The sequence below is a fragment of the Streptomyces glaucus genome, from assembly GCF_039533365.1.
Lineage (GTDB): Bacteria > Actinomycetota > Actinomycetes > Streptomycetales > Streptomycetaceae > Streptomyces > Streptomyces glaucus.
Window position 1 is genome coordinate 32,474 of sequence record NZ_BAAATK010000013.1, and the last position, 25,035, is coordinate 57,508.

20 protein-coding genes and 1 pseudogene are annotated in these 25,035 nt (G+C 72.4%); 5 read left to right on the plus strand and 16 right to left on the minus strand.

Annotation, left to right across the window (positions count from 1 at the left end):
* Nucleotides 1-252 precede the first annotated feature (252 nt).
* The 12 genes from ABD363_RS12385 to ABD363_RS12440 all read right to left on the minus strand — a co-directional run bounded on the left by ABD363_RS12385 (nucleotide 253) and on the right by ABD363_RS12440 (nucleotide 15,066).
* Complete coding sequence (locus ABD363_RS12385) at nucleotides 253-1,536, minus strand: thymidine phosphorylase (protein WP_344602553.1); 1,284 nt, start codon at nucleotides 1,534-1,536, stop codon at nucleotides 253-255.
* 69 nt (nucleotides 1,537-1,605) lie between these two features.
* The gene (locus ABD363_RS12390; RefSeq protein WP_344602555.1) at nucleotides 1,606-2,001 is read right to left on the minus strand and encodes a cytidine deaminase; all 396 of its coding nucleotides are present in this window, start codon (nucleotides 1,999-2,001) and stop codon (nucleotides 1,606-1,608) included.
* The gene (locus ABD363_RS12395) at nucleotides 1,998-3,272 is read right to left on the minus strand and encodes an ABC transporter permease (RefSeq protein ID WP_344602557.1); all 1,275 of its coding nucleotides are present in this window, start codon (nucleotides 3,270-3,272) and stop codon (nucleotides 1,998-2,000) included. The genes ABD363_RS12390 and ABD363_RS12395 overlap by 4 nt, the downstream gene beginning before the upstream one ends.
* Nucleotides 3,269-4,393 carry an ABC transporter permease gene (locus ABD363_RS12400; RefSeq protein ID WP_344602559.1) on the minus strand — a complete coding sequence of 375 codons (1,125 nt, stop codon included), beginning with the start codon at nucleotides 4,391-4,393 and terminating at the stop codon, nucleotides 3,269-3,271. Before ABD363_RS12400 ends, ABD363_RS12395 begins: the two co-directional genes overlap by 4 nt.
* A complete protein-coding gene (locus ABD363_RS12405) occupies nucleotides 4,393-5,988 on the minus strand; it encodes an ABC transporter ATP-binding protein (protein ID WP_344602740.1) in 1,596 nt (531 codons plus the stop codon). Before ABD363_RS12405 ends, ABD363_RS12400 begins: the two co-directional genes overlap by 1 nt.
* Before the next feature lie 163 nt (nucleotides 5,989-6,151).
* Nucleotides 6,152-7,198 carry a BMP family lipoprotein gene (locus tag ABD363_RS12410; protein WP_344602561.1) on the minus strand — a complete coding sequence of 349 codons (1,047 nt, stop codon included), beginning with the start codon at nucleotides 7,196-7,198 and terminating at the stop codon, nucleotides 6,152-6,154.
* A gap of 248 nt (nucleotides 7,199-7,446) precedes the next feature.
* The gene (locus tag ABD363_RS12415) at nucleotides 7,447-8,499 is read right to left on the minus strand and encodes a BMP family lipoprotein (protein ID WP_344602563.1); all 1,053 of its coding nucleotides are present in this window, start codon (nucleotides 8,497-8,499) and stop codon (nucleotides 7,447-7,449) included.
* Nucleotides 8,500-8,760: 261 nt separating this feature from the next.
* Nucleotides 8,761-9,984: a M20 family metallopeptidase gene (locus ABD363_RS12420; protein ID WP_344602565.1), complete on the minus strand. Its 1,224-nt coding sequence runs from the start codon at nucleotides 9,982-9,984 to the stop codon at nucleotides 8,761-8,763.
* Between the two features lie 354 nt (nucleotides 9,985-10,338).
* Entirely contained in the window at nucleotides 10,339-11,436 is a 1,098-nt protein-coding gene (locus tag ABD363_RS12425; protein ID WP_344602567.1) for a hypothetical protein, read from the minus strand.
* Nucleotides 11,437-11,486: 50 nt separating this feature from the next.
* A complete protein-coding gene (locus ABD363_RS12430) occupies nucleotides 11,487-12,425 on the minus strand; it encodes an N-acetylneuraminate synthase family protein (RefSeq protein ID WP_344602569.1) in 939 nt (312 codons plus the stop codon).
* Nucleotides 12,426-12,439: 14 nt separating this feature from the next.
* Nucleotides 12,440-13,711, minus strand: a complete 1,272-nt coding sequence (locus tag ABD363_RS12435; RefSeq protein WP_344602571.1) for a cytidylyltransferase domain-containing protein — start codon at nucleotides 13,709-13,711, stop codon at nucleotides 12,440-12,442.
* Between the two features lie 44 nt (nucleotides 13,712-13,755).
* On the minus strand, nucleotides 13,756-15,066 hold the full coding sequence (locus ABD363_RS12440) for a DUF6716 putative glycosyltransferase (RefSeq protein WP_344602742.1): 1,311 nt from the start codon (nucleotides 15,064-15,066) through the stop codon (nucleotides 13,756-13,758).
* Between the two features lie 261 nt (nucleotides 15,067-15,327).
* Here ABD363_RS12440 and ABD363_RS12445 point away from each other — a divergent pair, with 261 nt between their 5' ends.
* The 3 genes from ABD363_RS12445 to ABD363_RS12455 all read left to right on the plus strand — a co-directional run bounded on the left by ABD363_RS12445 (nucleotide 15,328) and on the right by ABD363_RS12455 (nucleotide 18,986).
* Nucleotides 15,328-16,308 (plus strand): glycosyltransferase family 2 protein, encoded by a 981-nt coding sequence (locus ABD363_RS12445; protein ID WP_344602573.1) that lies wholly within the window; start codon nucleotides 15,328-15,330, stop codon nucleotides 16,306-16,308.
* Nucleotides 16,305-17,639: a polysialyltransferase family glycosyltransferase gene (locus ABD363_RS12450; RefSeq protein ID WP_344602575.1), complete on the plus strand. Its 1,335-nt coding sequence runs from the start codon at nucleotides 16,305-16,307 to the stop codon at nucleotides 17,637-17,639. The genes ABD363_RS12445 and ABD363_RS12450 overlap by 4 nt, the downstream gene beginning before the upstream one ends.
* Nucleotides 17,640-17,828: 189 nt before the next feature.
* Complete coding sequence (locus tag ABD363_RS12455) at nucleotides 17,829-18,986, plus strand: acyltransferase family protein (protein WP_344602577.1); 1,158 nt, start codon at nucleotides 17,829-17,831, stop codon at nucleotides 18,984-18,986.
* Nucleotides 18,987-19,158: 172 nt separating this feature from the next.
* Here the strand turns inward: ABD363_RS12455 and ABD363_RS12460 are convergent, their stop codons facing one another.
* Nucleotides 19,159-19,809 carry a TetR/AcrR family transcriptional regulator C-terminal domain-containing protein gene (locus ABD363_RS12460; protein ID WP_344602579.1) on the minus strand — a complete coding sequence of 217 codons (651 nt, stop codon included), beginning with the start codon at nucleotides 19,807-19,809 and terminating at the stop codon, nucleotides 19,159-19,161.
* Between the two features lie 80 nt (nucleotides 19,810-19,889).
* Between ABD363_RS12460 and ABD363_RS12465 the strand changes: the two genes are divergently transcribed.
* The gene (locus tag ABD363_RS12465) at nucleotides 19,890-21,290 is read left to right on the plus strand and encodes an FAD-dependent monooxygenase (protein ID WP_344602581.1); all 1,401 of its coding nucleotides are present in this window, start codon (nucleotides 19,890-19,892) and stop codon (nucleotides 21,288-21,290) included.
* Nucleotides 21,291-21,294: 4 nt separating this feature from the next.
* Here the strand turns inward: ABD363_RS12465 and leuE are convergent, their stop codons facing one another.
* Entirely contained in the window at nucleotides 21,295-21,948 is a 654-nt protein-coding gene (gene leuE, locus ABD363_RS12470; RefSeq protein ID WP_344602583.1) for a leucine efflux protein LeuE, read from the minus strand.
* Between the two features lie 31 nt (nucleotides 21,949-21,979).
* The gene (locus ABD363_RS12475) at nucleotides 21,980-23,560 is read right to left on the minus strand and encodes an acyl-CoA mutase large subunit family protein (RefSeq protein WP_344602585.1); all 1,581 of its coding nucleotides are present in this window, start codon (nucleotides 23,558-23,560) and stop codon (nucleotides 21,980-21,982) included.
* Nucleotides 23,561-23,813: 253 nt separating this feature from the next.
* Between ABD363_RS12475 and ABD363_RS12480 the strand changes: the two genes are divergently transcribed.
* Complete coding sequence (locus ABD363_RS12480; RefSeq protein WP_344602744.1) at nucleotides 23,814-24,638, plus strand: L,D-transpeptidase family protein; 825 nt, start codon at nucleotides 23,814-23,816, stop codon at nucleotides 24,636-24,638.
* 216 nt (nucleotides 24,639-24,854) lie between these two features.
* On the opposite strand, the pseudogene ABD363_RS12485 reads toward ABD363_RS12480, so the two are convergent.
* Nucleotides 24,855-25,035 (minus strand): annotated as a pseudogene (locus ABD363_RS12485) (hypothetical protein); the annotation flags it as partial.

Here is a 25,035-nt window from a genome sequence, read left to right on the forward strand (position 1 = left end):
TGGGACCGTGGGGGTCCGGCCGTCGATGAGCAGATGCAGGGGCACTGCGGCCTGGGCGTGGCCCGCGGCCTTCTCGATCCGGTCGCTGGCCGCGGTGGACCGGGAAGTGATCCCGACGGCGGGTGCGCTCAGGGCGGGGTCTCCCACCGGTGCGTCACCGCTCCCGGCACGCCGAACGGGACCGGTGGCGCTCCACCGGTCCCGTTCGCCCGAAAGGGCCTTGCCCTCAGCGGCCCGCGGTCACGGCCCCGGTCAGGCGATGCGCTCCAGCACCACCGGCGACGGCGTGAACTCCGTGCCCGGCGCGGCGACGTCGTAGGCGCCGTCCAGCGCCTGGAGCGCGTAGGCGAAACGCTCGGGGGTGTCGGTGTGCAGGGTCAGCAGGGGCTGTCCCGCGGTCACCGTGTCGCCCGGCTTGGCGTGCAGCTCCACGCCCGCCGCGGCCTGCACCGGGTCCTCCTTGCGGGCCCGGCCCGCGCCCAGGCGCCAGGCGGCGACGCCGACGTCGTAGGCGTCGAGGCGGGTCAGGACGCCCGAGGCCGGGGCCGGCACCACGTGCTGTTCGCGCGAGGTGGGCAGGGGAGCGTCCGGATCGCCGCCCTGGGCGGCGATCATGCGGCGCCAGACGTCCATGGCCGAGCCGTCGGCCAGCGCCTTCGCCGGGTCGGCGTCCTTCAGTCCGGCCGCGTCCAGCATCTCGCGGGCCAGGGCGAGGGTCAGCTCCACCACGTCCGCCGGGCCGCCGCCCGCCAGGACCTCCAGCGACTCGCGGACCTCCAGGGCGTTGCCCGCGGTCAGGCCCAGCGGGGTCGACATGTCCGTCAGCAGCGCGACCGTCCGCACGCCGTGGTCGGTGCCGAGACCGACCATCGTGGAGGCCAGCTCGCGGGCGTCCTCGATGGTCTTCATGAAGGCGCCGCTGCCCACCTTCACGTCCAGGACCAGGGAGCCGGTGCCCTCGGCGATCTTCTTCGACATGATCGAGGAGGCGATGAGCGGGATCGCCTCGACCGTGCCGGTGACGTCCCGCAGGGCGTAGAGCTTCTTGTCGGCGGGGGCCAGGCCGTCGCCCGCCGCGCAGATCACCGCGCCGACGCCGTCCAGGACGGACAGCATCTCCTCGTTGGTCAGCAGCGCCCGCCAGCCCGGGATCGACTCCAGCTTGTCCAGCGTGCCGCCGGTGTGGCCGAGGCCGCGGCCCGACAGCTGGGGGACGGCCGCGCCGCAGGCCGCGACCAGCGGGGCGAGCGGCAGGGTGATCTTGTCGCCGACGCCGCCCGTGGAGTGCTTGTCCGCGGTCGGGCGGGACAGGGAGGAGAAGTCCATGCGCTCGCCGGAGGCGATCATCGCGGCCGTCCAGCGGGCGATCTCGCGGCGGTTCATGCCGTTGAGCAGGATGGCCATCGCGAGGGCCGACATCTGCTCGTCGGCCACCTCCCCGCGGGTGTACGCGTCGACGACCCAGTCGATCTGCTCGTCGCTGAGCTCGCCGCGGTCCCGCTTGGTGCGGATGACGGAGATGGCGTCCATGGCCATGGGGGTTCCTTCCGAACGTTCCGAAAGTGCGCGGCCCCTCCGATCGACTCGGAGGGGCCGCGGGGGGACTCACTTGGTGAGATGGTCCGGGCCGAAGGCCTGGGGCAGCATCTGTGACAGCGGCAGGATCCCCGCCGGAGTCTCCAGCAGCAGGTCCGGGCCGCCGAACTCGTACAGCAGCTGCCGGCAGCGGCCGCACGGGACGAGGATGTCGCCGTTGCCGTCCACGCAGGTGAAGTGCGTGAGCCGGCCGCCGCCGGTGTTCTGCAGCTGCGACACCAGCCCGCACTCGGCGCACAGGCCGAGGCCGTAGGAGGCGTTCTCGACGTTGCAGCCGGTGACCGTGCGGCCGTCGTCGACCAGGGCCGCGACCCCCACCGGGTAGCCCGAGTAGGGGGCGTACGCGCGGGACATGGCTTCTCGCGCCGCCGCGCGCAGCGCCGCCCAGTCGACCCCGGCCGTCACTTGCCCTGCCCCTTCCGGTACGGCAGGCCGTCCGCCTTCGGCATGCGCAGCCGCTGGGCGGACAGGGCCAGGACCACGAGGGTGATGACGTACGGCGTGGCGGAGACGACCTGGTTGGGGACCTCGTCGGTGCCCGCGTACCAGGCGAACACCAGGGCGCCGACGACCAGGGTGATCGCGGCCTGGACGTACTTCTTGCGGACCGCGAGCCAGATCGCGCCGATGACCAGCAGCAGCGCGCCGAGCAGCAGCAGCGCGTGCACGTTCGCCGAGCCGCCGCGCAGGTTGAGGCTGTCGGTGTAGCCGAACAGGCCCGCGCCGATGGCGAGGCCGCCCGGCATCCAGTTGCCGAAGATCATCGCGGCGAGGCCGATGTAGCCGCGGCCGCTGGTCTGGCCCTCCAGGTAGAAGGGGTTGGCCACGAGGGACAGGAAGACGCCGCCGAGGCCGGCCAGAGCGCCGGAGACGACCACGGCCAGGTACTTGTACTTGTAGACGTTGACGCCGAGCGACTCGGCCGCGACCGGGTTCTCGCCGCAGGAGCGCAGGCGCAGGCCGAACGCGGTGCGCCACAGCACCCACCAGGTGCCGGGGATCAGCGCGACGGCGATCAGGGTCAGCCAGGAGACGTCGGTGACCAGGCCGCCGAGCAGGCCCGCGATGTCGGAGACGAAGAACCAGCCCTTGGCGTTCAGGTCGCGGAGCGCGTCGGACAGGCCCGGAACCGTGAAGTGGCCGAGGGACTCGATCGCCGGGGACTGCTTGGCGGAGCCGCCCGGGTGGCCCTCGAAGGCCAGCGGCGCGAGGTAGCGGGTGGCGCCGAGGGCGAGGATGTTGATCGCCACACCGGAGACGATGTGGTTGACGTTGAAGGTGACGGTGACGACGGCGTGCACCAGGCCGCCGAGCGCGCCGCCGGCGAGGCCGACCAGGACGCCGGTCCACGGGCCCCACTGGAACCCGGCCCAGGCGCCGAACCAGGTGCCGAGGATCATCATGCCCTCGAGGCCGATGTTGACGACGCCCGCGCGCTCGGCCCACAGGCCGCCGAGACCGGCCAGGCCGATCGGGACGGCGAGCTGGAGCGCGGTGGACATCTGGCTGACGTTGGTGATGCCGTCGGCGCCGGTGACGATGCGGACGAGCGAGGTCAGCGCCAGCGCTCCGGCGATGATCAGCAGCAGGACGGGCCACGACAGGCGGCGGCCGGTCGGTGCCGCGGGCTGCAGTGTGGGCTGGTTGACGTCGGTCGCTGTGGTCGGAGCGGTCATCGGCCGGCCACCTCCTTCGTGGTGTTGTTGTCGGCGCCGAGGACGTGGCCGGCGGCCAGTTCCGCGCCGACCCGGCGCTGCTGGCGGCGCAGGCCCCACTCGCGGACGGCCTCGTAGGAGACGACGACCGAGAGGACGATCAGGCCCTGCATGATGACCGCGATCTCCTTGTCGTAGCCGTGGAAGTCCAGCTCGGGCGAGGCCTTGTCGAGCCAGGCCCACAGCAGGGCGGCGAAGGCGATGCCGACGGGGCTGTTGCGGCCGAGCAGGGCGATGCCGATGCCGAGGAAGCCGATGCCGGTGGGGAAGTTCAGGCTGTAGGTGTGGGTGTCGCCGAGCAGGATCGGCAGGCCGGCCAGGCCCGCGATGCCGCCGGAGATCAGCATGGCGGTGAGCACCATGCGCCGGGGGTCCACACCGCTGGCCGCCGCGGCGCTCTCGGAGGCGCCGGAGGCGCGCAGGTCGAAGCCGAAGCGGGTGCGGTTGAGGACGACCCAGTAGCCGATGCCGAGCAGGACGGCGAGGACGACCAGGCCGTAGATCTCGCCGGCCGCGCCCAGGTCGATGCCGGGGACCCAGCCGGAGGCGTGCATCTCGCCGGTGGTGTTGTTGTTGCCGACCTTGACGCCGAAGACGTCCGGCAGCCACAGGTAGGCGATGACGGAGGTGGCGATCGCGTTCAGCATGATCGTCGCGACGACCTCGCTGACCCCGCGGGTGACCTTCAGGACGCCGGCGACGCCGGACCAGAAGGCGCCGGTGAACAGGGCGGTCAGGATCAGCAGCGGGATCTGGAGCACGGCCGGCAGGTTCAGGTGGGCGCCGACGACGGCGGCCATCATGGCGGCGAGCTGGTACTGGCCGTCGACGCCGATGTTGAACAGGTTCATCCGGAAGCCGATGGCCACCGCGAGGGCGGCGATGTAGTACATCGACGCCTGGTTGACGATCAGGACCTGGATGTCGGAGAACGCCGCCTGCTCGAACATCAGGGCGAACGGCTCGACGGGGCTCTTGCCCGAGGCGATCAGCACGATCGCGCTCAGCACGAAGGCCACGGCGAGCGCGATGACCGGTCCGGCCACCGCGAGGAGCACGCGCTCCCGGTCGAACTTCTTCATCAGCGGGCCTCGTCTTCCGGAGACTCAGCGGTCTCTTCGTGCTCCAGGTGTCCGGTGGCGGCGCCGGTCATGGCCGAGCCGAGCTCCTCGGGGGTGATGGTGGCCGGGTCGGCGTCGGCGACCAGCCTGCCGTTGTAGATGACCCGGAGGGTGTCGGACAGACCGATCAGCTCGTCCAGGTCGGCGGAGATCAGCAGCACGGCCAGGCCCTCGTGGCGGGCCGCGCGGATGTGGTCCCAGATCGCGGCCTGGGCGCCGACGTCCACGCCGCGGGTGGGGTGGGCGGCGATGAGGAAGCGCGGCTTGTGGCTCATCTCGCGGCCGACGATCAGCTTCTGCTGGTTGCCGCCGGACAGGGAGGCGGCGGTGACGTCGATGCCGGGGGTGCGCACGTCGTACGCCGTCACGATCCGGCGCGTGTCCTCCTGGGCCGCCTTCGGGTCCAGCCAGAAGCCCCTGGCGTTGGGCTTCTCGGTGACGTGGCCGAGGATGCGGTTCTCCCAGAGGGGGGCCTCCAGGAGCAGGCCGTGGCGGTGGCGGTCCTCGGGGATGTAGCCGATGCCCTGCTCGCGGCGCTTGCGGGTGGGCCAGGCGGTGATCTCCTCGCCGGCGAGGACGATCGTGCCGGAGTCGGCGTGCCTGAGGCCGATCAGCGCGTCGACCAGCTCGGTCTGGCCGTTGCCCTCGACGCCGGCGATGCCCAGGACCTCGCCCGCGTGGATGGTGAAGCTGATGTCGTCCAGCAGCGCCTTGCCGCCCGGCGCCCGCAGGCTCAGCTTGTCGACGGTGATGACGGGGCGGTCGGTGACCGTCGACTCGGCCGTCTCCGGGGTCGGCAGTTCGCTGCCGACCATCATCTCGGCGAGCTGGCGCGGGGTGGTCTCGGCGGGGACGGCCGTGCCGACCGTCGTGCCGCGGCGGATGACGGTGATCTCGTCGGCCACCGACAGGACCTCGCCGAGCTTGTGCGAGATGAAGATGACCGACAGGCCCTCGGACTTCAGCTCGCGCAGGTTGGCGAAGAGCGCGTCCACCTCCTGCGGCACGAGCACGGCCGTCGGCTCGTCCAGGATCAGCGTGCGGGCGCCGCGGTAGAGGACCTTGAGGATCTCCACGCGCTGGCGGGCGGCGACGCCGAGCTCCTCGACCAGCACGTCGGGGCGCACGTCGAGGCCGTACCGCTCGGAGATCTCGTTGATCCTGCGGCGGGCCTTCGCGCCGATGCCGTACAGCTTCTCGCTGCCCAGCACCACGTTCTCCAGCACCGTGAGGTTGTCGGCGAGCATGAAGTGCTGGTGCACCATGCCGATGCCGCGGGCGATGGCGTCGGCCGGCGAGGACAGGCTGACCTGCTCGCCGTCGATGGCGATGGTGCCCTCGTCCGGCTTCTGCATGCCGTAGAGGATCTTCATCAGCGTCGACTTGCCGGCGCCGTTCTCGCCGACGAGGGCGTGCACGGTGCCCTTGCGGACGGTGAGGTGGATGTCGTGGTTGGCCACGACGCCCGGGAAACGCTTGGTGATCCCGGCGAGTTCGACGGCGGTCTGCTGACCGCCCGCCGCCGCACCGGCCGGAGGGCTGCTGGACGCGTTGATGGCGCACTCTCCTGGGGACGGGGGTCGTCTACGCGCGTAGCGCCCCTATGGCATACAAAGGGGCCGACGCACCGCGACGACGGGGTACGGGCAGCGGCCTCCCCGTACCCCGTCGAGCGGACGCGACCCCGCGGTCACACGCTGCTCGGAGGCGATGCGGTGATCAGCTGCTCTTGACCTCGATCTCGCCGCTGACGATCTTCTCCTTGGCCGTCTCGATGGCTTCCTGGAGCTCGGTGTCGGCCTTGAACTTGGGATTGGAGTCCGCGAGGCCGACCTCGCCGGTCTTCAGATCGCCCCTGACGATACCGGTCTCGGGCTTGCCCTCCTCGACCGACTTCGCAAGGTTGTACACCGCCTTGGCGACGTCCTTCGTCGCCGAGGTGAGGATGTGGTCCTTGTACTTGGCGAGGGCTTCCTGCTTGTACTGGTCGGAGTCGACGCCGATCGCCCACACCTCGTTGGCGGCGGCGGCCTCGATCACGCCCTGCCCGGACAGGCCGGCCGCCGCGTAGACGACGTCGGCCTTCTTCTCGATCTGGCCCTCGGCGGCGGCCTTGCCCTTGTCGGGGCTGGAGAAGCCGCCCTCCTCCGCGGTCTGCGTCAGGTACTGCGACAGGACCTCGACCTTCGGGTCGGTGTCCTTCACGCCCTGCTCGAAGCCCGCCTGGAACTTGTGGATCAGCGGGTTGTCCACACCGCCCACGAAGCCGACGACGCCGGTCTCGGTGCTCTCGGCGGCGGCCACGCCGGCGAGGTAGGACGCCTGCTCCTCGGCGAAGACCAGGTCGGCCACGTTCTCGGCGTTGATCGTGGAGTCGTCCACGATGCCGAAGGTGGTGTCGGGGAACTTCTCGGCGGCGCCCTTGACGGCGGCGGCGTACGCGTAGCCGACACCGATCACGGGGTTGTAGCCCTGCTTGGCCAGGGACTCCAGGCGCTGCTGCTTGTCGGCGTCGGTCTCACCGTCGGTGGGCTCGATGTCGGCCGTCGTGTAGCCGAACTCCTTCTGCGCCTTCTGCAGACCGGCGTAGGCGGCGTCGTTGAAGGACTGGTCGCCCCGGCCGCCGACGTCGTACGCGATGGCGAGGCCCTTGTCGCCCTTCGTGTCCGCCGAGCCGGAGGTGGAGGTGGTGCCGCAGGCGGCGAGGGCGAGGGCCAAGGATGCGGTCGCCGCGCCTGCGACCGTGATCCGGGAAATCCGGCGCATGTGTGGTGCTCCTAGTCGTACAAGCGCCGGACGGTTCGGCATCGGCGCTGGTTTCGCCGCAGATTAACGCGCGTAGACCGGCCTGAAAACCCCTTCTGTCCACCTTGTTATGCGCCCGTGGCCAACGCCACGCGGCGGTGCGCCGGACCCTTGCCGACCGCGAACGGGGGGTGGCGGTGGGTGACGTGCGAAGCGGGCGGACACCCGGTGCGGGTGCCCGCCCGCGACGCCGCGTCACCGGGTTTCCGCTACTCCGTCCTGACCTTGATGGAGCCGTCGACGATGCCCTCCTCGGCCTCGGCCACCGCGTCCTTGAGGCCGGGGATCCTGGCGAACTCCGGGTTGCTCTCGGAGAGGCCGACGCCGTCGGCCTTCAGGTCGAAGGTCCGGGTGCCGGTCAGCGGCTCGCCGTTCTCGACGGACTCGGCCAGGGCGTACACCGCGCCGCCGACGTCCTTGAGCGCGGAGGTGAGGATGCGGTCCTTGTACTCGGCGAGGGCTTCCTGCTTGTACTGGTCGGAGTCGACGCCGATCGCCCAGACCTTCGCCTTGGCGGCGGCCTCGATGACGCCCTGCCCGGACAGGCCGGCCGCCTGGTAGACGACGTCGGCCTTCTTCTCGATCTGGCCCTCGGCGGCGGCCTTGCCCTTGTCGGGGCTGGAGAAGCCGCCCTCCTCCGCGGTCTGCGTCAGGTACTGCGACAGGACCTCGACCTTCGGGTCGGTGTCCTTCACGCCCTGCTCGAAGCCCGCCTGGAACTTGTGGATCAGCGGGATGTCGACACCGCCCACGAAGCCGACGATCCTGGACTCGGTGGCCTTGGCGGCGGCGACGCCGGCGAGGTAGGACGCCTGCTCCTCGGCGAAGACCAGGGAGGCGACGTTCTTGCCCTCGACCACGGAGTCGACGATGCCGAAGGTGGTGTCCGGGTACTTCGCGGCCACGGTCTTCATCGCCGGCCCGTAGGCGAAGCCGACGCCGATGATCGGGTCGTAGCCCTGCCGGGCCAGCGAGGCCAGGCGCTGTTCCTTGTCGGCGTCGGTCTCGCCCTCGGTGGGTTCGATGTCGGCGGTCTGGTAGCCGAACTCGCTCCTGGCCTTCCGCAGGCCGGCGTAGGCGGCGTCGTTGAAGGACTGGTCGCCCCGGCCGCCGATGTCGTACGCGATGGCGAGGCCCTTGCCGCTCCTGGTGTCCTTCTCGCCGCCGCTGCTCTCGCTGCTGGTGCCGCCGCAGGCCGTGGCGGCGAGGGCGAGCGAGGCGGCCCCCACCGCGACGCGGGTCAGTCTGGATATCCGACGCATCTGAAGTTCCCCATTCTCCACAGCCCCGCAGCGGGCGCTCGGTTCGGCGCACATTAACGCGCGTAGAAACTCCTGGGAACGGGGTTCCGCGGGGCCGTTATCCATTCGTGGCGGTGGCCGGTTACGTCCTTGTGAACCACCGGTTCGAAGGGGAGTGAAGGGGATCGAAAGGCGCATGCGGAACGCGGTCGGCGCTGCCCGGACTCCGCGCGCACCAGGCCGGCCCGCGCCCGCTCCGGCCGCGGCCGGAGCGGGCCGAGGTCACCGGGGGGTGCCGAAGAACGCGGCGGCGGTGAACAGCTCCACGCCGACGGTGATGGCGTGTTCGTCCACGTCGAAGTCGCCCTGGTGCAGGTCGCGCACCGTGCGCTCGCCGGGGGGACGCACGCCGAGCCGCGCCATGGCGCCGGGCACGTGCTCCAGGTACCAGGAGAAGTCCTCGCCGCCGAGGCTCTGCTCGGTGCCCTCGACGGACTCCGGCCCGCGCCGGGCGACCATGGCCTCCCGGAGCAGTTCGGTCACGGCCGGGTCGTTGACGACGGGCGGGACGCCCCGCACGTAGTTGATCTCGGACTTGGCCCGATGCAGGTTGGCGACCTCGTCGATCGCCGCGACCACGAGGTCCGGGGCCTGCCGCCACACGTCGAGGTCCAGGCACCGCACGGTGCCCGAGAGCTCGGCGTGCTGCGGGATGACGTTCGGGGCGTGCCCGGACTCGATCCGGCCCCAGGTCACGGCGAGTCCGCTGCGGCTGTCGGCGCGCCGGGCGACCAGCGCGGGCACGTCGGTGACGACCCGGGCGGCGGCGGTGACGAGGTCGGTGGTCAGGTGGGGCCGCGCGGTGTGGCCGCCGGGCCCGTCGAGCACGATCTCCAGCCGGTCGCAGGCCGAGGTGATGGGCCCCTCGCGCAGGCCGATCCGCCCGGCGTCCACCCGGGGGTCGCAGTGCACGGCGAGGATCTGCTCGACGCCGTCCAGTCCGCCGGCGGCGATGACGTCGCCGGCGCCGCCAGGCAGCACCTCCTCCGCGGGCTGGAAGATCAGCCGCACGGGCCGGGGCAGCGCGCCCCGCCGGTGCAGCGCGGCGAGGACCAGGCCCGCGCCGAGCACCACGGTGGTGTGCACGTCATGGCCGCAGGCGTGGGCGCGGTCGGGCACGGTGGACCGGTACGGGCAGTCGCTCTTCATGTCCGGGATGGGCAGGGCGTCGATGTCGGCCCGCAGGGCGAGGATGCCCGCCTCCTGCTCCTCCGGCGCGCCGATGTCGCAGACGAGTCCGGTCCCGGTGGGGAGCACCCGCGGCTTCAGGCCGGCCTGCTCCAGCCGTTCCTTGATCGCGGCGGTGGTGCGGAACTCCTGGTTGCCGAGCTCGGGGTGCATGTGCAGATCGCGGCGAAACGCGACGAGCTCGGCACGCAGCGCCTCGGGCAGCGCGCCGGGAAGCAGGGCTTCTCCTGGGAGGTCGACCTCGGACTCTGGGGACATCAGTTGCTTCACCCTCTGAAGGGTAGGACGCCGAAGCGGAAGGTTGACCTGCGATCAACAAAAGTTCAGTCCCTCGGGGGAAGAAAACCTTGCCGCCCGGCGCATGACTGTCGGCTCAGGTGGGTAAACTCGGGCTTTTTCAGCCGAGTCGATCATGGAATCCATGGAGTGTGACATCAGCCACACTCCGGTACCCACCCTCTTCTCACGGATACCACGCGTCGCCGTGCTCACGCCGACCCGTTCACGTGACGGACGTCATGCGGCGGAGAAGTCCGGACGGTCCGGTGCGGGGCCTCCGGCCGGCGCCGCCGGGGCCCGGCTCGCCGGGCCGCGCCCTCCCGGAGGGAACGGCTAGACCGCGCTCACCCTCGACAGCCGGTGCACGTCCCGGGCGGTCCCCGTCACGCCCGACAGGAAGCCCTGGGCCCGGGGGGAGGCGGTGTCCGTCAGCCAGGCGGGGTCGATGTCGCAGACCGCCACCTTCACCCCCGTGCCGGCCAGGGCCAGCGGCAGGGTGTGGACGACGGTGGACGGGAAGCTCAGCACCGTGCGGCCGATCGGGCCGCGACGGGCGATCAGTTCCAGGGGGAGGTCGGGGCGGACGACCTCCAGGCCGGTCTCCACCGCGAGCCGGTGGAGCTTCTCGGCGCTCTCTCGGCGGTGCGCGAAGTAACGGGTCGCGCCGTGGGCCCCGGCCAGGGCGCGGACGGCCGCCAGGTAGCGTTCGCCGTCCACCACCCCGGTCTCCACCAGGGACGTGCCGACCAGGTCGGCGCCCTTGGTGACGTGCGGCGGGCCGAAGCGGGCCCGGGTCCAGGCGAAGTCGTTCGCGGTCACCGTCACGCCCCGCGGCGTCTCCTGCACCGGCATGGAGGAGAAGACCTCCACGCTCCGCCGCCCGCCCGGCGTCAGCCGCCGCCGCGCCGCGGACGACACGGGGGCGAAGAGCAGGTCCCGCGGCGCCGGCCGGCCGCCCTTGCGGTGCCAGCGCACCAGCCGCTCGCCGCGGGCGAGCTGCCCGACGAACTCCATCGTGGCCGTGCCGTCGTCGACGACGACGAGGTCACGGGCCCGGGTGATGGTCAGCAGCAGCTGGACGTACCGGGAGAAGGGGTCCCCCATCACCACCCGGGTCGCCCGGCGCAGCGGTCCCGCCAGGCCCCCGACGGTCTGGAACGGCGCCGTCGCGCCGCCCCGCGCCTCCTCCCAGCGGACCTCGTAGCCCTCCTGCCGGGCCAGCTCCGCCATGCGGCGCAGCTGACCGCGGGTCATCGGGTCGGTCGGGGACAGCACCACGAGGGTGAGCCCCGGCCCCGGGGGCGCGTCGCCCTGGGAGTTCCCCGCGCGGAGCGCGTGCGCGTGCGCCCACTCCAGCACGTTCAGAAGCTGTACCGGGCTCTCGACGAAGGCGAGAGTGCGGGGGCCGGCTGACCCGGCGCGGGGGCTCATCGGCGTACGACCGTCCCGTCGTAAGGGGGTGGTGGTGGGGTGGGGCGGGCTCAGACGGTGACCGGCTCGCCCGCCGCGGCGGCGATCTCCGCCTCGGCGACGACGCCCTGGACGCGGCGCAGCTTCTTCATCGGGCCGAGCTCGGACTCGTAGACCTTCTTCACGCCGTCGCCGAGGGACGCCTCGATGGTGCGGATGTCGCGGACCAGGCGCGCCAGGCCCTGCGGCTCGACCGAGGCGGCCTGGTCGGAGCCCCACATGGCGCGGTCGAGGGTGATGTGGCGCTCGACGAAGACGGCGCCGAGGGCGACGGCGGCGAGCGTGGTCTGCAGGCCCGTCTCGTGGCCGGAGTAGCCGATCGGGACGTTCGGGTACTCCTTCTCCAGCGTGTTGATCACGCGGAGGTTGAGCTCCTCGGCCTTCGCCGGGTAGGTGGAGGTGGCGTGGCAGAGCAGGATGTTGTCGCTGCCGAGGACCTCGACGGCGTGGCGGATCTGCTTCGGCGTCGACATGCCGGTGGACAGGATGATCGTCTTGCCGGTGGCGCGCAGGGCGCGCAGCAGCTCGTCGTCGGTGAGGGAGGCGCTGGCCACCTTGTGGGCCGGGACGTCGAACTTCTCCAGGAAGGCGACGGCCTCGGTGTCCCACGGGGAGGCGAACCAGTCGATGCCCTTCTCCTTGCAGTACTCGTCGATCCGGCGGTACTCGTCCTCGCCGAACTCCACGCGGTGGCGGTAGTCGATGTACGTCATCCGGCCCCAGGGGGTGTCGCGCTCGATGTCCCACTGGTCGCGCGGGGTGCAGATCTCCGGGGTGCGCTTCTGGAACTTGACCGCGTCGCAGCCGGCCTCGGCGGCCACGTCGATCAGCTTGAAGGCGTTCTCCAGCTCACCGTTGTGGTTGATGCCGATCTCACCGGTGACGTAGACGGGGCGGCCGGGACCGACCTCGCGGGAACCGAGCGTGCGGAGGCGGGAGTTGGTGCTCATGGCAGGAGTCGTCCTTACTTGGTGAGGGAATCGAGAGAGGGGCCGAGGATCCAGCTGGCGATCTCTCGGATCGCGCCGTCGCCACCGGGGACGGTGGTGACCGCGCGTGCGGCGCCGCGCACGACGTCGTGGGCGCTCGCGACCGCCACGGGCCAGCCGACGAGGGCGAAGCACGGGAGGTCATTGACGTCGTTGCCGACGTAGAGCACGCGCTCCGGCGCGATGCCCTGCTCCTCGCACCACTGCTTCAGCGCGAGGTCCTTCCGGTCGATGCCGTGCAGCACCGGAATCCTCAGCTTCCGGGCCCGGGCGGCGACGACCGGATTCTGCTCCGTGGACAGGATCAGCATCTTCAGGCCGCTGCGCCTGAGGGCCGCGATGCCGAGGCCGTCCCCGCGGTGCACGGAGACGAACTCCCGTCCTTCGGAGTCGATCAGCACCCTGTCGTCGGTCTGGGTGCCGTCGAAGTCGAGTACGACCGCGTCGATGTCGCCGGCGGTCGGCAGGGCGCCGGGCCGGTCCGCGTCGAACAGCGGCGCCAGCGCCCGGGCCCGGGCGAGATCGTGCGGATCGTCGATCTCCAGCACGCGGGCGGGGTCGGTGCGCACCAGCTCGGTGCGGCCGAAGAAGCGGTGCCGGTGCTCGCGGAAGCCGGCCGCGTCCATGGCGTAGGCGGCGCCGGTCTCCAGCAGGTCCTGCGGGCGGTCCTGGCGGCGGGGGCGGAAGGACTTGTCGTGGTTGACGCCGTAGCCGCCGCCGCTGCTCAGGGAGTCGGCGGCGGTGGCCGCGCCGCCGGTGGCCGCCTCGGCGTCGGCGTCCCGCCAGAGGAAGCCGTGGAAGGGCGCGACGGTGACGGCGGTGTCGGCGCCGTTCTCGGCGACCGCGGCGGCGACCCCGTCGATGTCCTCGCGGACCACGAACGGGCTGGTGCACTGGACGAGCAGCACGATGTCCACCGGACGGCCGTGCAGCGCCTCGTGCGCGTCCATGGCGTGCAGCACGGCGGCCTCGGAGGTGGCGGTGTCGCCGGCGATGGCGGCCGGACGCAGCACCACCTCGGCGCCGGCCTGCCGGGCGGCGGCGGCGATGGCCTGGTCGTCGGTGGAGACGACGACGTCGGTCACCAGCCGGGCGGCGCGGCACTCGCGCACGGCCCGGGCGACCAGCGGTACGCCGCCGACGGGGGCGAGGTTCTTCGCGGGCACGCCCTTGGAGCCGCCGCGGGCGGGGATCACCGCGAGCACGCGGCGCGCTCCGGCGCCCCGGCCCGCTTCCTGGTCGGACATGGGATGTACTCCTTGACGTACGGCGGCGGGTGTCGTCCCGGGACTCACAGCTCCCCCATGCGCCGGATCACCGGGGCGACCCGCTGCACGCCGTGCCGGTAGGCGCCGCGCGCCGCCCGGCGCACGATCTGCCGGACCGGTCCGGGCTCCCTGTCGGCGGCGGGCGCGCCGGGCAGCGGGGTGCCGTCCGGGCCGAGGTGGTGGCGGGCGAGGATGCCGGGCAGATAGCCGGGGGCGGTGGCGGGCGTGTAGTACGGGGTGAGCGGCGGCAGTCCGCCGGGCTGGGCGAGCAGTTCGGCGATGCGCTCGCGGGCCGCGTCGAAGGCGGTCGCGTAGGAGCCTCCCCCGGAGGAGGAGCCCCCGGCCGCGACGCCCTGCCGGGCGACCCACTCCTCGTCGGGCACCGGGCGGTGGCCGGCGTCGAGCTGGTCCCAGGAGGCGAGGCAGCCGGAGCCGACGAAGTGGTGGTTGCCCAGCGCCTCGCGCACGCCGAGGTCGGTGAGCACGACCGTGGGGATGCGGCGGTGCAGCGACTCCAGCGCCGCCGTGGAGCTGACGGTCACCAGCAGGTCGGTGCGGTCGAGGACCTCGCCCATGTGCCCGTACACCAGGCGGAAGTTGGGCGGCAGGTCCGTCTTCTGCGCCAGCTTCTGGTAGGGCAGCTCCTCGATGTGGGTGGTGTGCTCGCCCGGCTTGGAGCGCAGCTTGAGCAGCACCTCGCGCTCGGGGTGCGCACGGGCGTGCCGGATCAGCCGGTTCAGCAGGTACGTACGGTCCTTGCGGCTCTCCGGCACCGAGGGCTGGGCGGCGAAGACGACCGTGTAGGGGTCGTGCTCGCCGGTGTAGGGCTCCCCGCCCAGGAACGGCAGCGCCACCTCGGTCACCGACGAGGCGTCGGCGCCCACCCCCTCGTACACGGCGCGGAAACGCTCCGCGTCCTGGCGGGAGTTGGCGAGCACGAGGTCGGCGCCGTGCCGCAGCAGCAGGCCGTCGGCGAGCTTCTCGTAGACGACGCCGACGTAGCCGGTGACGACGACGGGCCGGTCGGCCCGGTCCTCCCAGACCCGCTTCAGGCCGTGCAGCATCGCCTGCACCCCGCCGCCGACCAGGGCGAGGACCAGGATGTCGTAGGACTCCTCGGCCATCGCCCGCAGGAACTCGACCGCGGTCACCTCGTGCAGGGCGTCCGCCCGGACGCCGACCTCCCGCAGCTGGCGGGCGGTGGGCGTGGCGCGGCCCCGCAGGAGGTAGCCGTCCAGGCGGAGGTCCGAGCCGTCGGGACCGGCCGGGGCGATGCGGTTCGCGGTGAGGGCGCCCCACTTCCACCGGGTGTCGGAATCCGCGAGGACGGCGATCCGCCGGGGCCTCGCCGTCTCCGCCGGCCCCGTCGTCGTGGTACTTGCTGCACTTGCTGGCACGCCGAAGACGCTAGGAAGCCATTTCTAGGAACCGCCCAACCCGAGTGCAACAAACGGTTAACAGCACGCCGCCGAATGGCGAATCGGGCCGCCGGGAGCGCGGAATAGCGCCTGCTTCATGGCATCGCCATGCGCCGTTCACCCGACCGCAAGTTTCAGGTAAAGACGAAGGCCGGGCCGCCCCCTAACGTCGCTGACGTGCTCAAGCTCTCCGTCATCGTGCCGTTCTACAACGTGCAGCAATACGCCCCCGACACCCTCCGGAGCCTGCGCGCGAACGCGCGTGAGGACTTCGAGTTCATTCTCGTCGACGACTGCTCGACCGACGGCACACCGGACATCCTCGCGCGCGCGGAGCGCGAGCTGCCCGGCGCGGTGCTGGTCAGGCACGAGCAGAACGGCGGCCTGGCCACCGCGCGCAACACCGGCATCGACGCGGCGCGCGGCGAGTACCTGACCTTCCTGGACGGCGACGACTGGCTGGCCCCCGGCTACTACGCCCGCCTCGTCGCCCAGATCGAAGAGCTGGGCTGCGACTTCCTGCGCGTCGACCACGTCCAGTGCACCGCGCGGGCCCGTTCCGTGCACCGGGTGCCGCTCGGCCGCCGGGGCGTCGTCCTGCGCCCGCGCGACGCGATCCTGCCCACGCACCGCTCCACCTCGGTCGACTACCCCTACGCCTGGGCCGGCATCTACCACCGCCGGCTGCTCGACCGCGGCCTGCTGCACTTCCCGGACGGGCTGCGCACCGCCGAGGACCGGCCGTGGATCTGGAAGCTGCACCGGGAAGCGGAGTCCTTCGCGGTCTCCGGGCTGCTCGGCGTGTTCTACCGGCGCGGGGTGGCCTCGTCGCTCACCCAGATCGGCGACGTGCGCCAGCTCGACTTCATCCGCGCCTTCGACCAGGTCGTCGAGGAGACCGCCGCGGACCCGGACGCGGCGACCCTGCTGCCGAAGGCCGTGCGCACCTACTGCGCGATCATTTCCCACCACCTTGGATCCATCGAAAGGTTCGAGCCTCCCGTGGCCCGGAAACTGAAGTCGATGAGCGCCGCCGCGCTGCGGCGCATGCCGCAGGACGTGCTCGACCAGGCGCTCGACTCCATGGACACCGAGCGCGCCACGCGTCTGCGCCGGCTGCGCCGCCGTCCCGCCCAGGGCGCGGAGGTGGCCGCGTGACCACGCAGATCTTCCTCGCCTCGACGCTGTACGGCACGGCCACGCTGGCCGCCGCCCTGGACGCCGGCTGCTTCGACGCCGCCGACCGGCGGATCCTGCTCGTGTCCAACAACGCGGCGACGCCGGAGACCACTCCGGCGGTCGACGACATGCCCGGGTTCGAGCGGCTGCGCGACCGGTTCGACGACGTGGTGTCGTGGAACGAGACCATCTTCCCCTTCCATCCGGGGGGCTGGGCGCCGCGCGCGGACGACGTCCCCCTGTGGGAGCGGTACCTGCGGCTGGCCTGGGACCTCGGTGACGACGACGTGGAGCTCGCCGTCGAGTCGATCCAGGTGCATCCGGCGCTCGGCGTGGCGCAGATCTTCGTCGGCGCGCCCGTGACGGTCTACGCCGACGGCCTGATGAGCTACGGACCCACCCGCAACAAGATCGACCCGCTGGTCGGCACGCGGATCGAGCGGCTGCTCCACCTCGAACTGGTGCCGGGTCTGAAGCCGCTGCTGCTCACCGAGTTCGGCGTGGAGCCGGAGGTGGTGCCGACCGCCGCGTTCACCAAGGTGCTGGCCGAACTCGTCGACACCGGGGCCGAGCTGCCCCGGATCGAGGAGCCCGCGCTGCTGCTGGGCCAGTACCTGTCCGCGCTCGGCATCCTCTCCCCCGACGAGGAGGAGGACCTGCATGTGCGGATGCTCAGGGGCGCCTTCGGCCTGGGCCACACCCGCGTCGTGTTCAAGCCGCACCCGACCGCCCCGGCCCGCTACGCCCGCACCCTGGAGCAGGAGGCCGAGAAGCTCGGCGTGGACCTCACGGTGCTGGACACACCGGTCCTGGCCGAGGTGCTGTACCAGCGGATGCGTCCGGCGCTGGTCGTCGGCTGCTTCTCCACCGCCCTGCTCACCGCGTCCGCGCTGTACCGCCTGCCGGTCGCCCGCGTGGGCACGGAGATATTGCTGGAGCGCCTCACCCCGTACGAGAACAGCAACCGCGTCCCCGTCACCATCGTCGACGCGCTGCTGCCCGAGCTGACCGACCGCGCCGCCGTCGAGGAGCAGCGCCGGAGCGCGGACACCGACGCCCTCGCCGGCCTGGTCCGGGCCGTCGGCTTCGCGATGCAGCCGAAGATCCTGCCCGAGCTGCGCCCGGAGGCCGAGCAGTACCTGGCGCGGCATCTGAACGCCTACACCCGGCGGTACTTCAAGAAGAGGCGTCTCACCTCGCTGGGACTGCCCGGCGGGGTGCCCGCCCAGCTGTCGTTCCTCCCGCGCAGCGCCACCGCGCGCCGGATCGTGCGCCGGGCCCGCGCGATCCAGAAGGCGGTACGCCGCTGAGCGCCGGACGGAACAGGCGGAGAACCGTCGGATGAACCCTTGGGGACAGGCCGGTAAAGGGTGACTTTGTCGAACAGTCGTACGCGAAGTCCCGTCCTACGCTTCCGGTAGCGGTTCTCCTCCGGCCTGGGTGAAGGCGGTCAGGAGCACGCCCGACAGAACCCGCAGCGTCCCGGGAAAGGCAGCAGCGTGACCGAAACGGCCGTCAGCACATCGAGGCCGCAGCCCGCCGTGGCCGCGTCCGTCCGGGAGCGGAACGCCCCGGCCGCGCCGCCGCGGGCGGCGAAGCGCCCGGGCGGCCGGCTGCGCGCCCTGGACGGGCTGCGGCTGGTCGCCGCGCTGATGGTGGCGGCGTACCACTACGGCGGGCGGGGCGGCGAGGTCACCGACGCCTGGGGCACCTCGCCCGCGCGGCAGTTCCCCACGCTGCACGAGTTCTTCGCCTACGGCTGTCTCGGCGTGCAGGTCTTCTTCGTGATCAGCGGTTTCGTGATCTGCATGAGCGGCTGGGGCCGCCCGCTGGCGTCGTTCTTCGCCTCCCGCGCGTCCCGTCTGCTGCCCGCCTACTGGGTGGCGGTCGTACTGGTGACGGCGGTGTTCGCCCTGCCGACGGTCGCCTACGAGGCGGTGTCGCCGAGCGACGCGCTGGTGAACCTGACGATGCTGCAGCAGCCCCTGGGCGCGGACCGGGTGCTGGGCGTGTGCTGGACGCTGTGGGCGGAGATCCGCTTCTACGCCCTGTTCGCGCTGTGCGTCGTCCTGCCCGGGGCGAATCGCCACCGGGTCGTCCTGTTCTGCGCGGGCTGGACCCTGGCGGCGGCGATCGCCCAGGCCGCGAACGAGCCGCTGCTGGACCTGGTCCTGATGCCCGAGTACGCCCCGTTCTTCGTCGGCGGCATCGGCCTCTACCTGGTCCACCGCGACCGGCGGGACGCCTGCGCATGGGGCATCGTGGGGGTGAGCTGGCTGATCGGGCAGCACCACGCGGTCCGGGAGCTCTGGCACGCGCCGAGCGTGGACGCCTTCTCCTACCGCTCGTCGTTCGGGATCGTCCTCGTGGTGACGCTCGGTTTCGCGGCGGTGGCGGCGATCGCGCTGGGCTGGCTGCAGTGGGCGAACTGGCGCTGGCTGACCGTGGCGGGCGCGCTGACCTACCCGTTCTACCTGGTCCACGAGCACCTCGGCTGGGTGGTGATCCACGCCCTGCACCGCGGTCTGCACCTGGCGTCGGCGCCGAGCTTCGCCCTGACGGTGGCCTCGATGCTGCTGCTGGCCTGGCTGCTGAACCGGTTCGTCGAGGAGCCGCTGACCCCGCGGCTGCGGTCGGCGCTCTCCCGGGCGCGCTGACCCTTCACGGGGCGTACGGCCGGCCGGCGGCCCGCCGCGATCCGCCGCCGGCCGGCGGTCCGCCCTCGCTCCGCCGCCGGCCGGCGGCTCCCCCCGGATCCGCTGCCGCCGGCCGGCCCGCGCGCGGCCCGCGGGACGCGCCGGTCCCCGGCCGGACGGACCTGACGGCGGGTCAGGAATCCGCCTGCCGCGCCTCGATCCCCGCGATCAGCAGGTCCAGGCCTTCCTCGAAGTGCCGGTCGTGGTCCTCGAAGATCTCCGCGCCCGCCGCGGCCGACAGCGGGAAGCCGGCCATCAGGCGGGCGCGCTCCGCCATGTCGTAGCCCGCTCGCCGCTCACCGGGCACCGGGCGCACGCCCTGCTCCTCGGTGACGAAGCCGAGCGTGTACAGGTGCGCCGTGGTCAGCGCGCGCACCGCCCGCGGCAGGCTGAATCCCGCGGCCGTGAACAGCCGCAGGTCGTCCTCCATCCGCTCGGCGTGCTCGATGCCGGTGAACCGTGACCCGCTGAACACCTTCGCCCCGTCGCGATAGCCGAGCAGCGCCGCGCGCAGCCCCCGGCTGGCCTTCCGCAGCCGCTCCTGCCAGGTGTCGTCCGGGTCGCGGGAGGTGCCGGCGGCCATGCGCCGGTACATCTCGGTCGCCATCTCGTCCAGCAGCGCCTGCTTGTCCTTGAAGTGCCAGTACAGCGCCGGCGCCTTGACGTCCAGCTCCCTGGCGATGGCCCGCAGCGTCAGGCCCTCCAGCCCGACCTCGTTCAGCAGCTTCAGCGCCGTGTCCGCGACCCGCTGGCGGTCGAGGGGGGCGCGTCGTTCGGTACCCACGCGGAACAGCTTGACAGCTTAACGCCGTTAAGGGCACGCTCGTGACCACAGCACTTAACGGCGTTAAGGAGTGTGGCGGCATGACAGTGGACGTACTGATCGCGGGCGCGGGCCCCACCGGGCTCGCCCTCGGCATCGATCTGGCCCGGCGCAACGTGGACGCGCTGGTCGTGGAGCGGGCGGACGGGCTGTTTCCCGGCTCGCGCGGCAAGGGGATCCAGCCGCGCACCATGGAGGTGTTCGACGACCTCGGCGTGCTGGCGGCGATCCGCGCGGCCGGCGGGGGCTACCCGACCGGGATGGTCTGGCGGGACGGCCGGCGGATGGGCGAGCACCGGATGTCCGACCCGGTCGAGGTGACCGAGGACGCGCCGTACAACGAGCCGTGGATGGTGCCGCAGTGGCGCACGCAGGAGATCCTGCGGGCGCGGCTGGAGGAGCTGGGCGGACGGATCGCCTTCGGCCGGGAGGTGACGGACCTCGACCAGGACGCCTCCGGCGTACGGGTGCGGTGCGGCGACGGCACCGAGCTGACCGCCCGGTACGCGGTGGCCGCCGACGGCGGGCGCTCGGCCGTGCGGCGCGCGGTCGGCGTCGGCATGACCGGCGAGGAGGTCGACCCGCTGCCGACGCTCGTGGCGGACGTGCGGATCACGGGCCTGGACCGCGACCACTGGCACCTCTTCCCGCCGCGCGGGGACGACCAGGGCTTCCTCACGGTGTGCCCGCTCGCCGGGACCGAGGACTTCCAGGTCGTCGCCCGTTTCCCGGAGGACACCGCCGTGGACCTCTCCCCGGCCGGCGTCCGCAGGGCGGTCGCCGCCCGCTCCCATCTGGCCCCCGACGACGTGACGGAGGTGCGGTGGGCCTCGGAGTTCCGGCCGCGGACGGCGCTCGCGGACCGGTTCCGGGCGGGCCGGGTGTTCCTCGCCGGGGACGCGGCGCACATCCACTCGCCGGCCGGCGGGCAGGGGCTCAACACCAGCGTGCAGGACGCCTACAACCTGGGCTGGAAGCTGGGCGCGGTGCTGGGCGGCGCGGACCCGGGGCTGCTGGACACCTACCAGGAGGAGCGGCGGGCCGTGGCCGCGGAGGTGCTCGGCCTGTCGACGCGCGTGCACCGCGGGCAGGAGCGGCGCGGGGCGGCGACCACGCAACTGGATCTGCACTACCGGGAGTCGTCGCTCGCCCGGGAGAGCCGTACCGCCCCGGCGGGCCGGGTGCGCGCCGGGGACCGCGCGCCCGACGGGACGGTGGGCGGCGTACGGCTCTTCGACGCCTTCCGCGGCCCGCACTGGACGCTGCTCGCGCTGGACGTGCCGGCGCCCGCGGTGCCGGAGCCGGTGCGCGTGGTGCGGGGACCGGCCCACCCGGCGTACGGGCCGGGGCTGTTCCTCGTCCGCCCGGACGGGTACGTCGGCTGGGCCGGCGACACCCCGGCCGGCCTCGCGGACTACACGGCCCGCTTCGGCCGGGGCTGAGCCGTCAGGCGCCGGCCAGCGTCAGCTTCACGGCGAACCCGAGGAACAGCGCGCCCGCCGCCGAGGTGGCCGTCGCCGACAGCCGCTTGCGGCGCCGGAAGGCGGCGGCCAGCCTGGTGCCGCTGAAGATCAGCGCGCTGAGGTACAGGAAGCTGAAGAGCTGGGCGAAGGCGCCGAGGACGACGAAGGAGAGGGCCGGGTGGGCGTAGCCCGGGTCGACGAACTGCACGAAGAAGGCGACGAAGAACAGGATCGCCTTCGGGTTGCACAGGCTGATGATCAGCGCCCGCCGGAAGGGCCGCTCCTCGCTCCCGGCGGCACCGGCCGGCGCCCCCTCCGCCGCCCGCTCCCGCCGGGTCCGCCACATCGCCCACGCGGCCCGCAGCATCCCGACCGCGAGCCAGGTCAGGTACCCGGCGCCGGCGTACTTCACGATCCCGAACAGCACGGCGTTGGCCTGCAGCAGCGAGGCGACCCCGGCCGCCGACAGGGTCATCAGCACGGTGTCCCCGCACCACACCCCGGCCGCCCCCCGGTACCCGGCGCGGACGCCGTGCCGGGCGGCGACGGACAGCACGTAGAGGGAGTTGGGACCGGGCAGCAGGACGATGAGGATCAGGCCCGCGAGGTAGGTGGGGAGGTCTATGACGCCGAACATGACAGGGAGTGTCGCACGGCGGCCCGCCGGGTCAGAACGCGTCCGACGGCACGTACGTCCCCCACACCTCGCGCAGCGCGTTGCACACCTCGCCCACCGTCGCCCGGGCCCGCAGCGCCTCCTTCATCGGGTACAGGACGTTGTCCTCGCCCTCGGCGGCCTTCCTCAGCGCGGCCAGCGCGGTGTCCACCGCCCGCTGGTCGCGCTCGGCGCGCAGCTTCGCGAGCCGTTCCGCCTGCTGGGCCTCGATGGCCGGGTCCACGCGCAGCGGCTCGTAGGGCTCCTCCTCGTCGAGCTGGAAGCGGTTGACGCCGACCACGACCCGTTCGCCGGAGTCGGTCTCCTGGGCGATGCGGTAGGCGTTGCGCTCGATCTCGCTCTTCTGGAAGCCGCGCTCGATGGCGTCGACCGCGCCGCCGAGGTCCTCCACCTTCTGCATCAGCTCCAGGGCGGCCGCCTCCACGTCGTCGGTCATCTTCTCGATGACGTACGAACCCGCGAAGGGGTCGACCGTCGCCGTCACGTCCGTCTCGTGGGCGAGGACCTGCTGGGTGCGCAGGGCGAGCCGGGCGCTCTTGTCGGTCGGCAGCGCGATCGCCTCGTCGAAGGAGTTGGTGTGCAGCGACTGGGTGCCGCCGAGGACCGCGGCCAGCGCCTGCACGGCGACGCGCACGAGGTTCACCTCGGGCTGCTGGGCCGTCAGCTGCACCCCGGCGGTCTGCGTGTGGAAGCGCAGCATCAGCGACTTGGGGTTCTCGGCGCCGAACTCCTCCTTCATCACCCGCGCCCAGATCCGGCGCGCGGCGCGGAACTTGGCGACCTCCTCCAGGATCGTGGTGCGGGCGACGAAGAAGAAGGACAGGCGGGGCGCGAAGTCGTCGACGTCCATGCCGGCCGCGACCGCGGTGCGGACGTACTCGATGCCGTCGGCGAGGGTGAAGGCGATCTCCTGCGCGGGGGAGGCGCCGGCCTCGGCCATGTGGTAGCCGGAGATCGAGATCGTGTTCCACTTCGGGATCTCGGCCCGGCAGTACTGGAAGATGTCGGCGATCAGGCGCAGGGAGGGCTTGGGCGGGAAGATGTACGTCCCGCGCGCGATGTACTCCTTGAGCACGTCGTTCTGGATCGTGCCGGTGAGCTTGTCGGCGCTGACGCCCTGCTCCTCGGCGACCAGCTGGTAGAGGAGCAGCAGCAGCGCGGCCGGGGCGTTGATCGTCATCGACGTGGAGACCTTGTCCAGCGGGATGCCGTCGAACAGCACCCGCATGTCGTCGATCGAGTCGATGGCGACGCCCACCTTGCCGACCTCGCCGTGCGCGATCGGGGCGTCGGAGTCGTGGCCCATCTGGGTGGGCAGGTCGAAGGCGACCGACAGGCCCGTGGTGCCGTTGGCGATCAGCTGCTTGTAGCGGGCGTTGGACTCCACGGCCGTGCCGAAACCGGCGTACTGGCGCATCGTCCAGGGGCGGCCGGTGTACATCGTCGGGTACACGCCGCGGGTGAAGGGGTACGTCCCCGGCTCGCCCAGCTTCTCGGCCGGATCCCAGCCCTCCAGGTCCTCCGGCCCGTAGACCGGCTCGATGGGCAGTCCGGACTCCGACTCACGCGCCATGGTGTGTGCCTCCCGCTGAGCAGTTGTGCGGCGGATACTCGCCCGTTACCCGCCAGTACAGGCCGACCCTTCGACGGACTGTAGCGGCGGGCGAGCACCTGGTGGACCGGGGCGGACTGGGACCTTGCTCACAGCCGCGCCGCGGCCCCGGTCACCACCATGCCGTGCCGTTCGCGGCACGTCATCCGCGGGGAACATCTCAGGGGACGCCGGAACGGACCGGGCGGACGCGACGAGACGGCGGGGGGCCGTGGTGCGCAGGACGGGCAGGAACGGGGCGATCGGTGCGCTGCTGGCGCTGGCGGCGGTGGGCGGCTGCACCGTCCAGGGGACGGGCGCGGACGGCGGGCACCGTTCGCCGGTGCGCATCGACGTCCCCGCCACGCCCCCGGCCGCCGCCTCCCCCGGCGGCGGGCCGGACGCGCCGCCGCCGGCGGGGGCGGCGCCGGCCGTGCTGTGGTCCCGCGGGGACACCGGCCGGGACGTGCGCGAGCTCCAGGCCCGGCTGCGCCAGGCCGAGTGGCTCCTCGACGGGCCGACCGGGACCTACGACGACCTGACGGAGCGCGCGGTCCGCGGCTTCCAGGGCAAGCGCGGGCTGCCGCCGACCGGGCGGACCGACACCGTCACCTGGCGGCGGCTGCTGGACATGACCCGCGAACCGGGCCACTGGGAGCTGTACCTGATGGGCGGACAGCCCGCCGACGCGCCGGACGCCCGCTGCCTGACCGGCCGGGTGCTGTGCATCAGCAAGTCGACCCGGACGCTGCGCTGGATGGTCGACGGGCGGACCGTGTCGACGATGGCGGTCCGGTTCGGCTCGCGGTACACGCCGACCCGGGAGGGCGTGTTCCAGGTGTACTGGAAGTCCCGGCACCATTGGTCGACGCTGTACGACGCGTCCATGCCGTACGCGATGTTCTTCAGCGGCGGCCAGGCCGTGCACTTCTCCTCCGACTTCGCGGCCCGCGGCTACGCCGGCGCCTCGCACGGCTGCGTCAACGTGCGGGACGAGGCGGCGATCGCGGACCTGTACGCGCAGGTGAGGAAGGGCGACAAGGTCGTCGTCCACTGGTGAGGGAGGAAAGAGGGGCGCGGGCGGGACCGGGGGAACGTGTCCCGCCCGCGCCAGGTGCACGAGCCGCGGGTACGGGGGGAACCCCGGCTCCGTGCGACGGCCGATGACCAGTCGGCTCACTCATGACTGCGCCGCGGCGGGCGAAAGTGTCACACCCTTGGCGAAAAAATTTTCACCACTCCCGAGACGGGTGATGAAACCGCAGGTCGGAGAGGTCTAGGAGGCAGAGCGCGCCGCCTTGGAGGTGGCGCGGTCGCCGCTCCCGCCGTCCTTGGCCTTCCCCTCGGCCCTGCCCTTCTCGTCACCCTCGCCCTCTTCGGCCGCTCTGCCGGCCTTGCCGTTGTTGCCGTTGTTGCCGTTGGCGTTCCCGTTGCCGCTCTTGTTGCTGTTGCCGCTC

Bases quoted from the DNA above. Each gene is read 5' to 3' on its own strand.
- ABD363_RS12385 (WP_344602553.1), bottom strand. From the start codon at position 1,536: ATGGCCATGGACGCCATCTCCGTCATCCGCACCAAGCGGGACCGCGGC.
- ABD363_RS12395 (WP_344602557.1), bottom strand. From the start codon at position 3,272: ATGACCGCTCCGACCACAGCGACCGACGTCAACCAGCCCACACTGCAG.
- ABD363_RS12400 (WP_344602559.1), bottom strand. From the start codon at position 4,393: ATGAAGAAGTTCGACCGGGAGCGCGTGCTCCTCGCGGTGGCCGGACCG.
- ABD363_RS12410 (WP_344602561.1), bottom strand. From the start codon at position 7,198: ATGCGCCGGATTTCCCGGATCACGGTCGCAGGCGCGGCGACCGCATCC.
- ABD363_RS12415 (WP_344602563.1), bottom strand. From the start codon at position 8,499: ATGCGTCGGATATCCAGACTGACCCGCGTCGCGGTGGGGGCCGCCTCG.
- ABD363_RS12420 (WP_344602565.1), bottom strand. From the start codon at position 9,984: ATGTCCCCAGAGTCCGAGGTCGACCTCCCAGGAGAAGCCCTGCTTCCC.
- ABD363_RS12425 (WP_344602567.1), bottom strand. From the start codon at position 11,436: ATGAGCCCCCGCGCCGGGTCAGCCGGCCCCCGCACTCTCGCCTTCGTC.
- ABD363_RS12430 (WP_344602569.1), bottom strand. From the start codon at position 12,425: ATGAGCACCAACTCCCGCCTCCGCACGCTCGGTTCCCGCGAGGTCGGT.
- ABD363_RS12435 (WP_344602571.1), bottom strand. From the start codon at position 13,711: ATGTCCGACCAGGAAGCGGGCCGGGGCGCCGGAGCGCGCCGCGTGCTC.
- ABD363_RS12465 (WP_344602581.1), top strand. From the start codon at position 19,890: ATGACAGTGGACGTACTGATCGCGGGCGCGGGCCCCACCGGGCTCGCC.
- leuE (WP_344602583.1), bottom strand. From the start codon at position 21,948: ATGTTCGGCGTCATAGACCTCCCCACCTACCTCGCGGGCCTGATCCTC.
- ABD363_RS12475 (WP_344602585.1), bottom strand. From the start codon at position 23,560: ATGGCGCGTGAGTCGGAGTCCGGACTGCCCATCGAGCCGGTCTACGGG.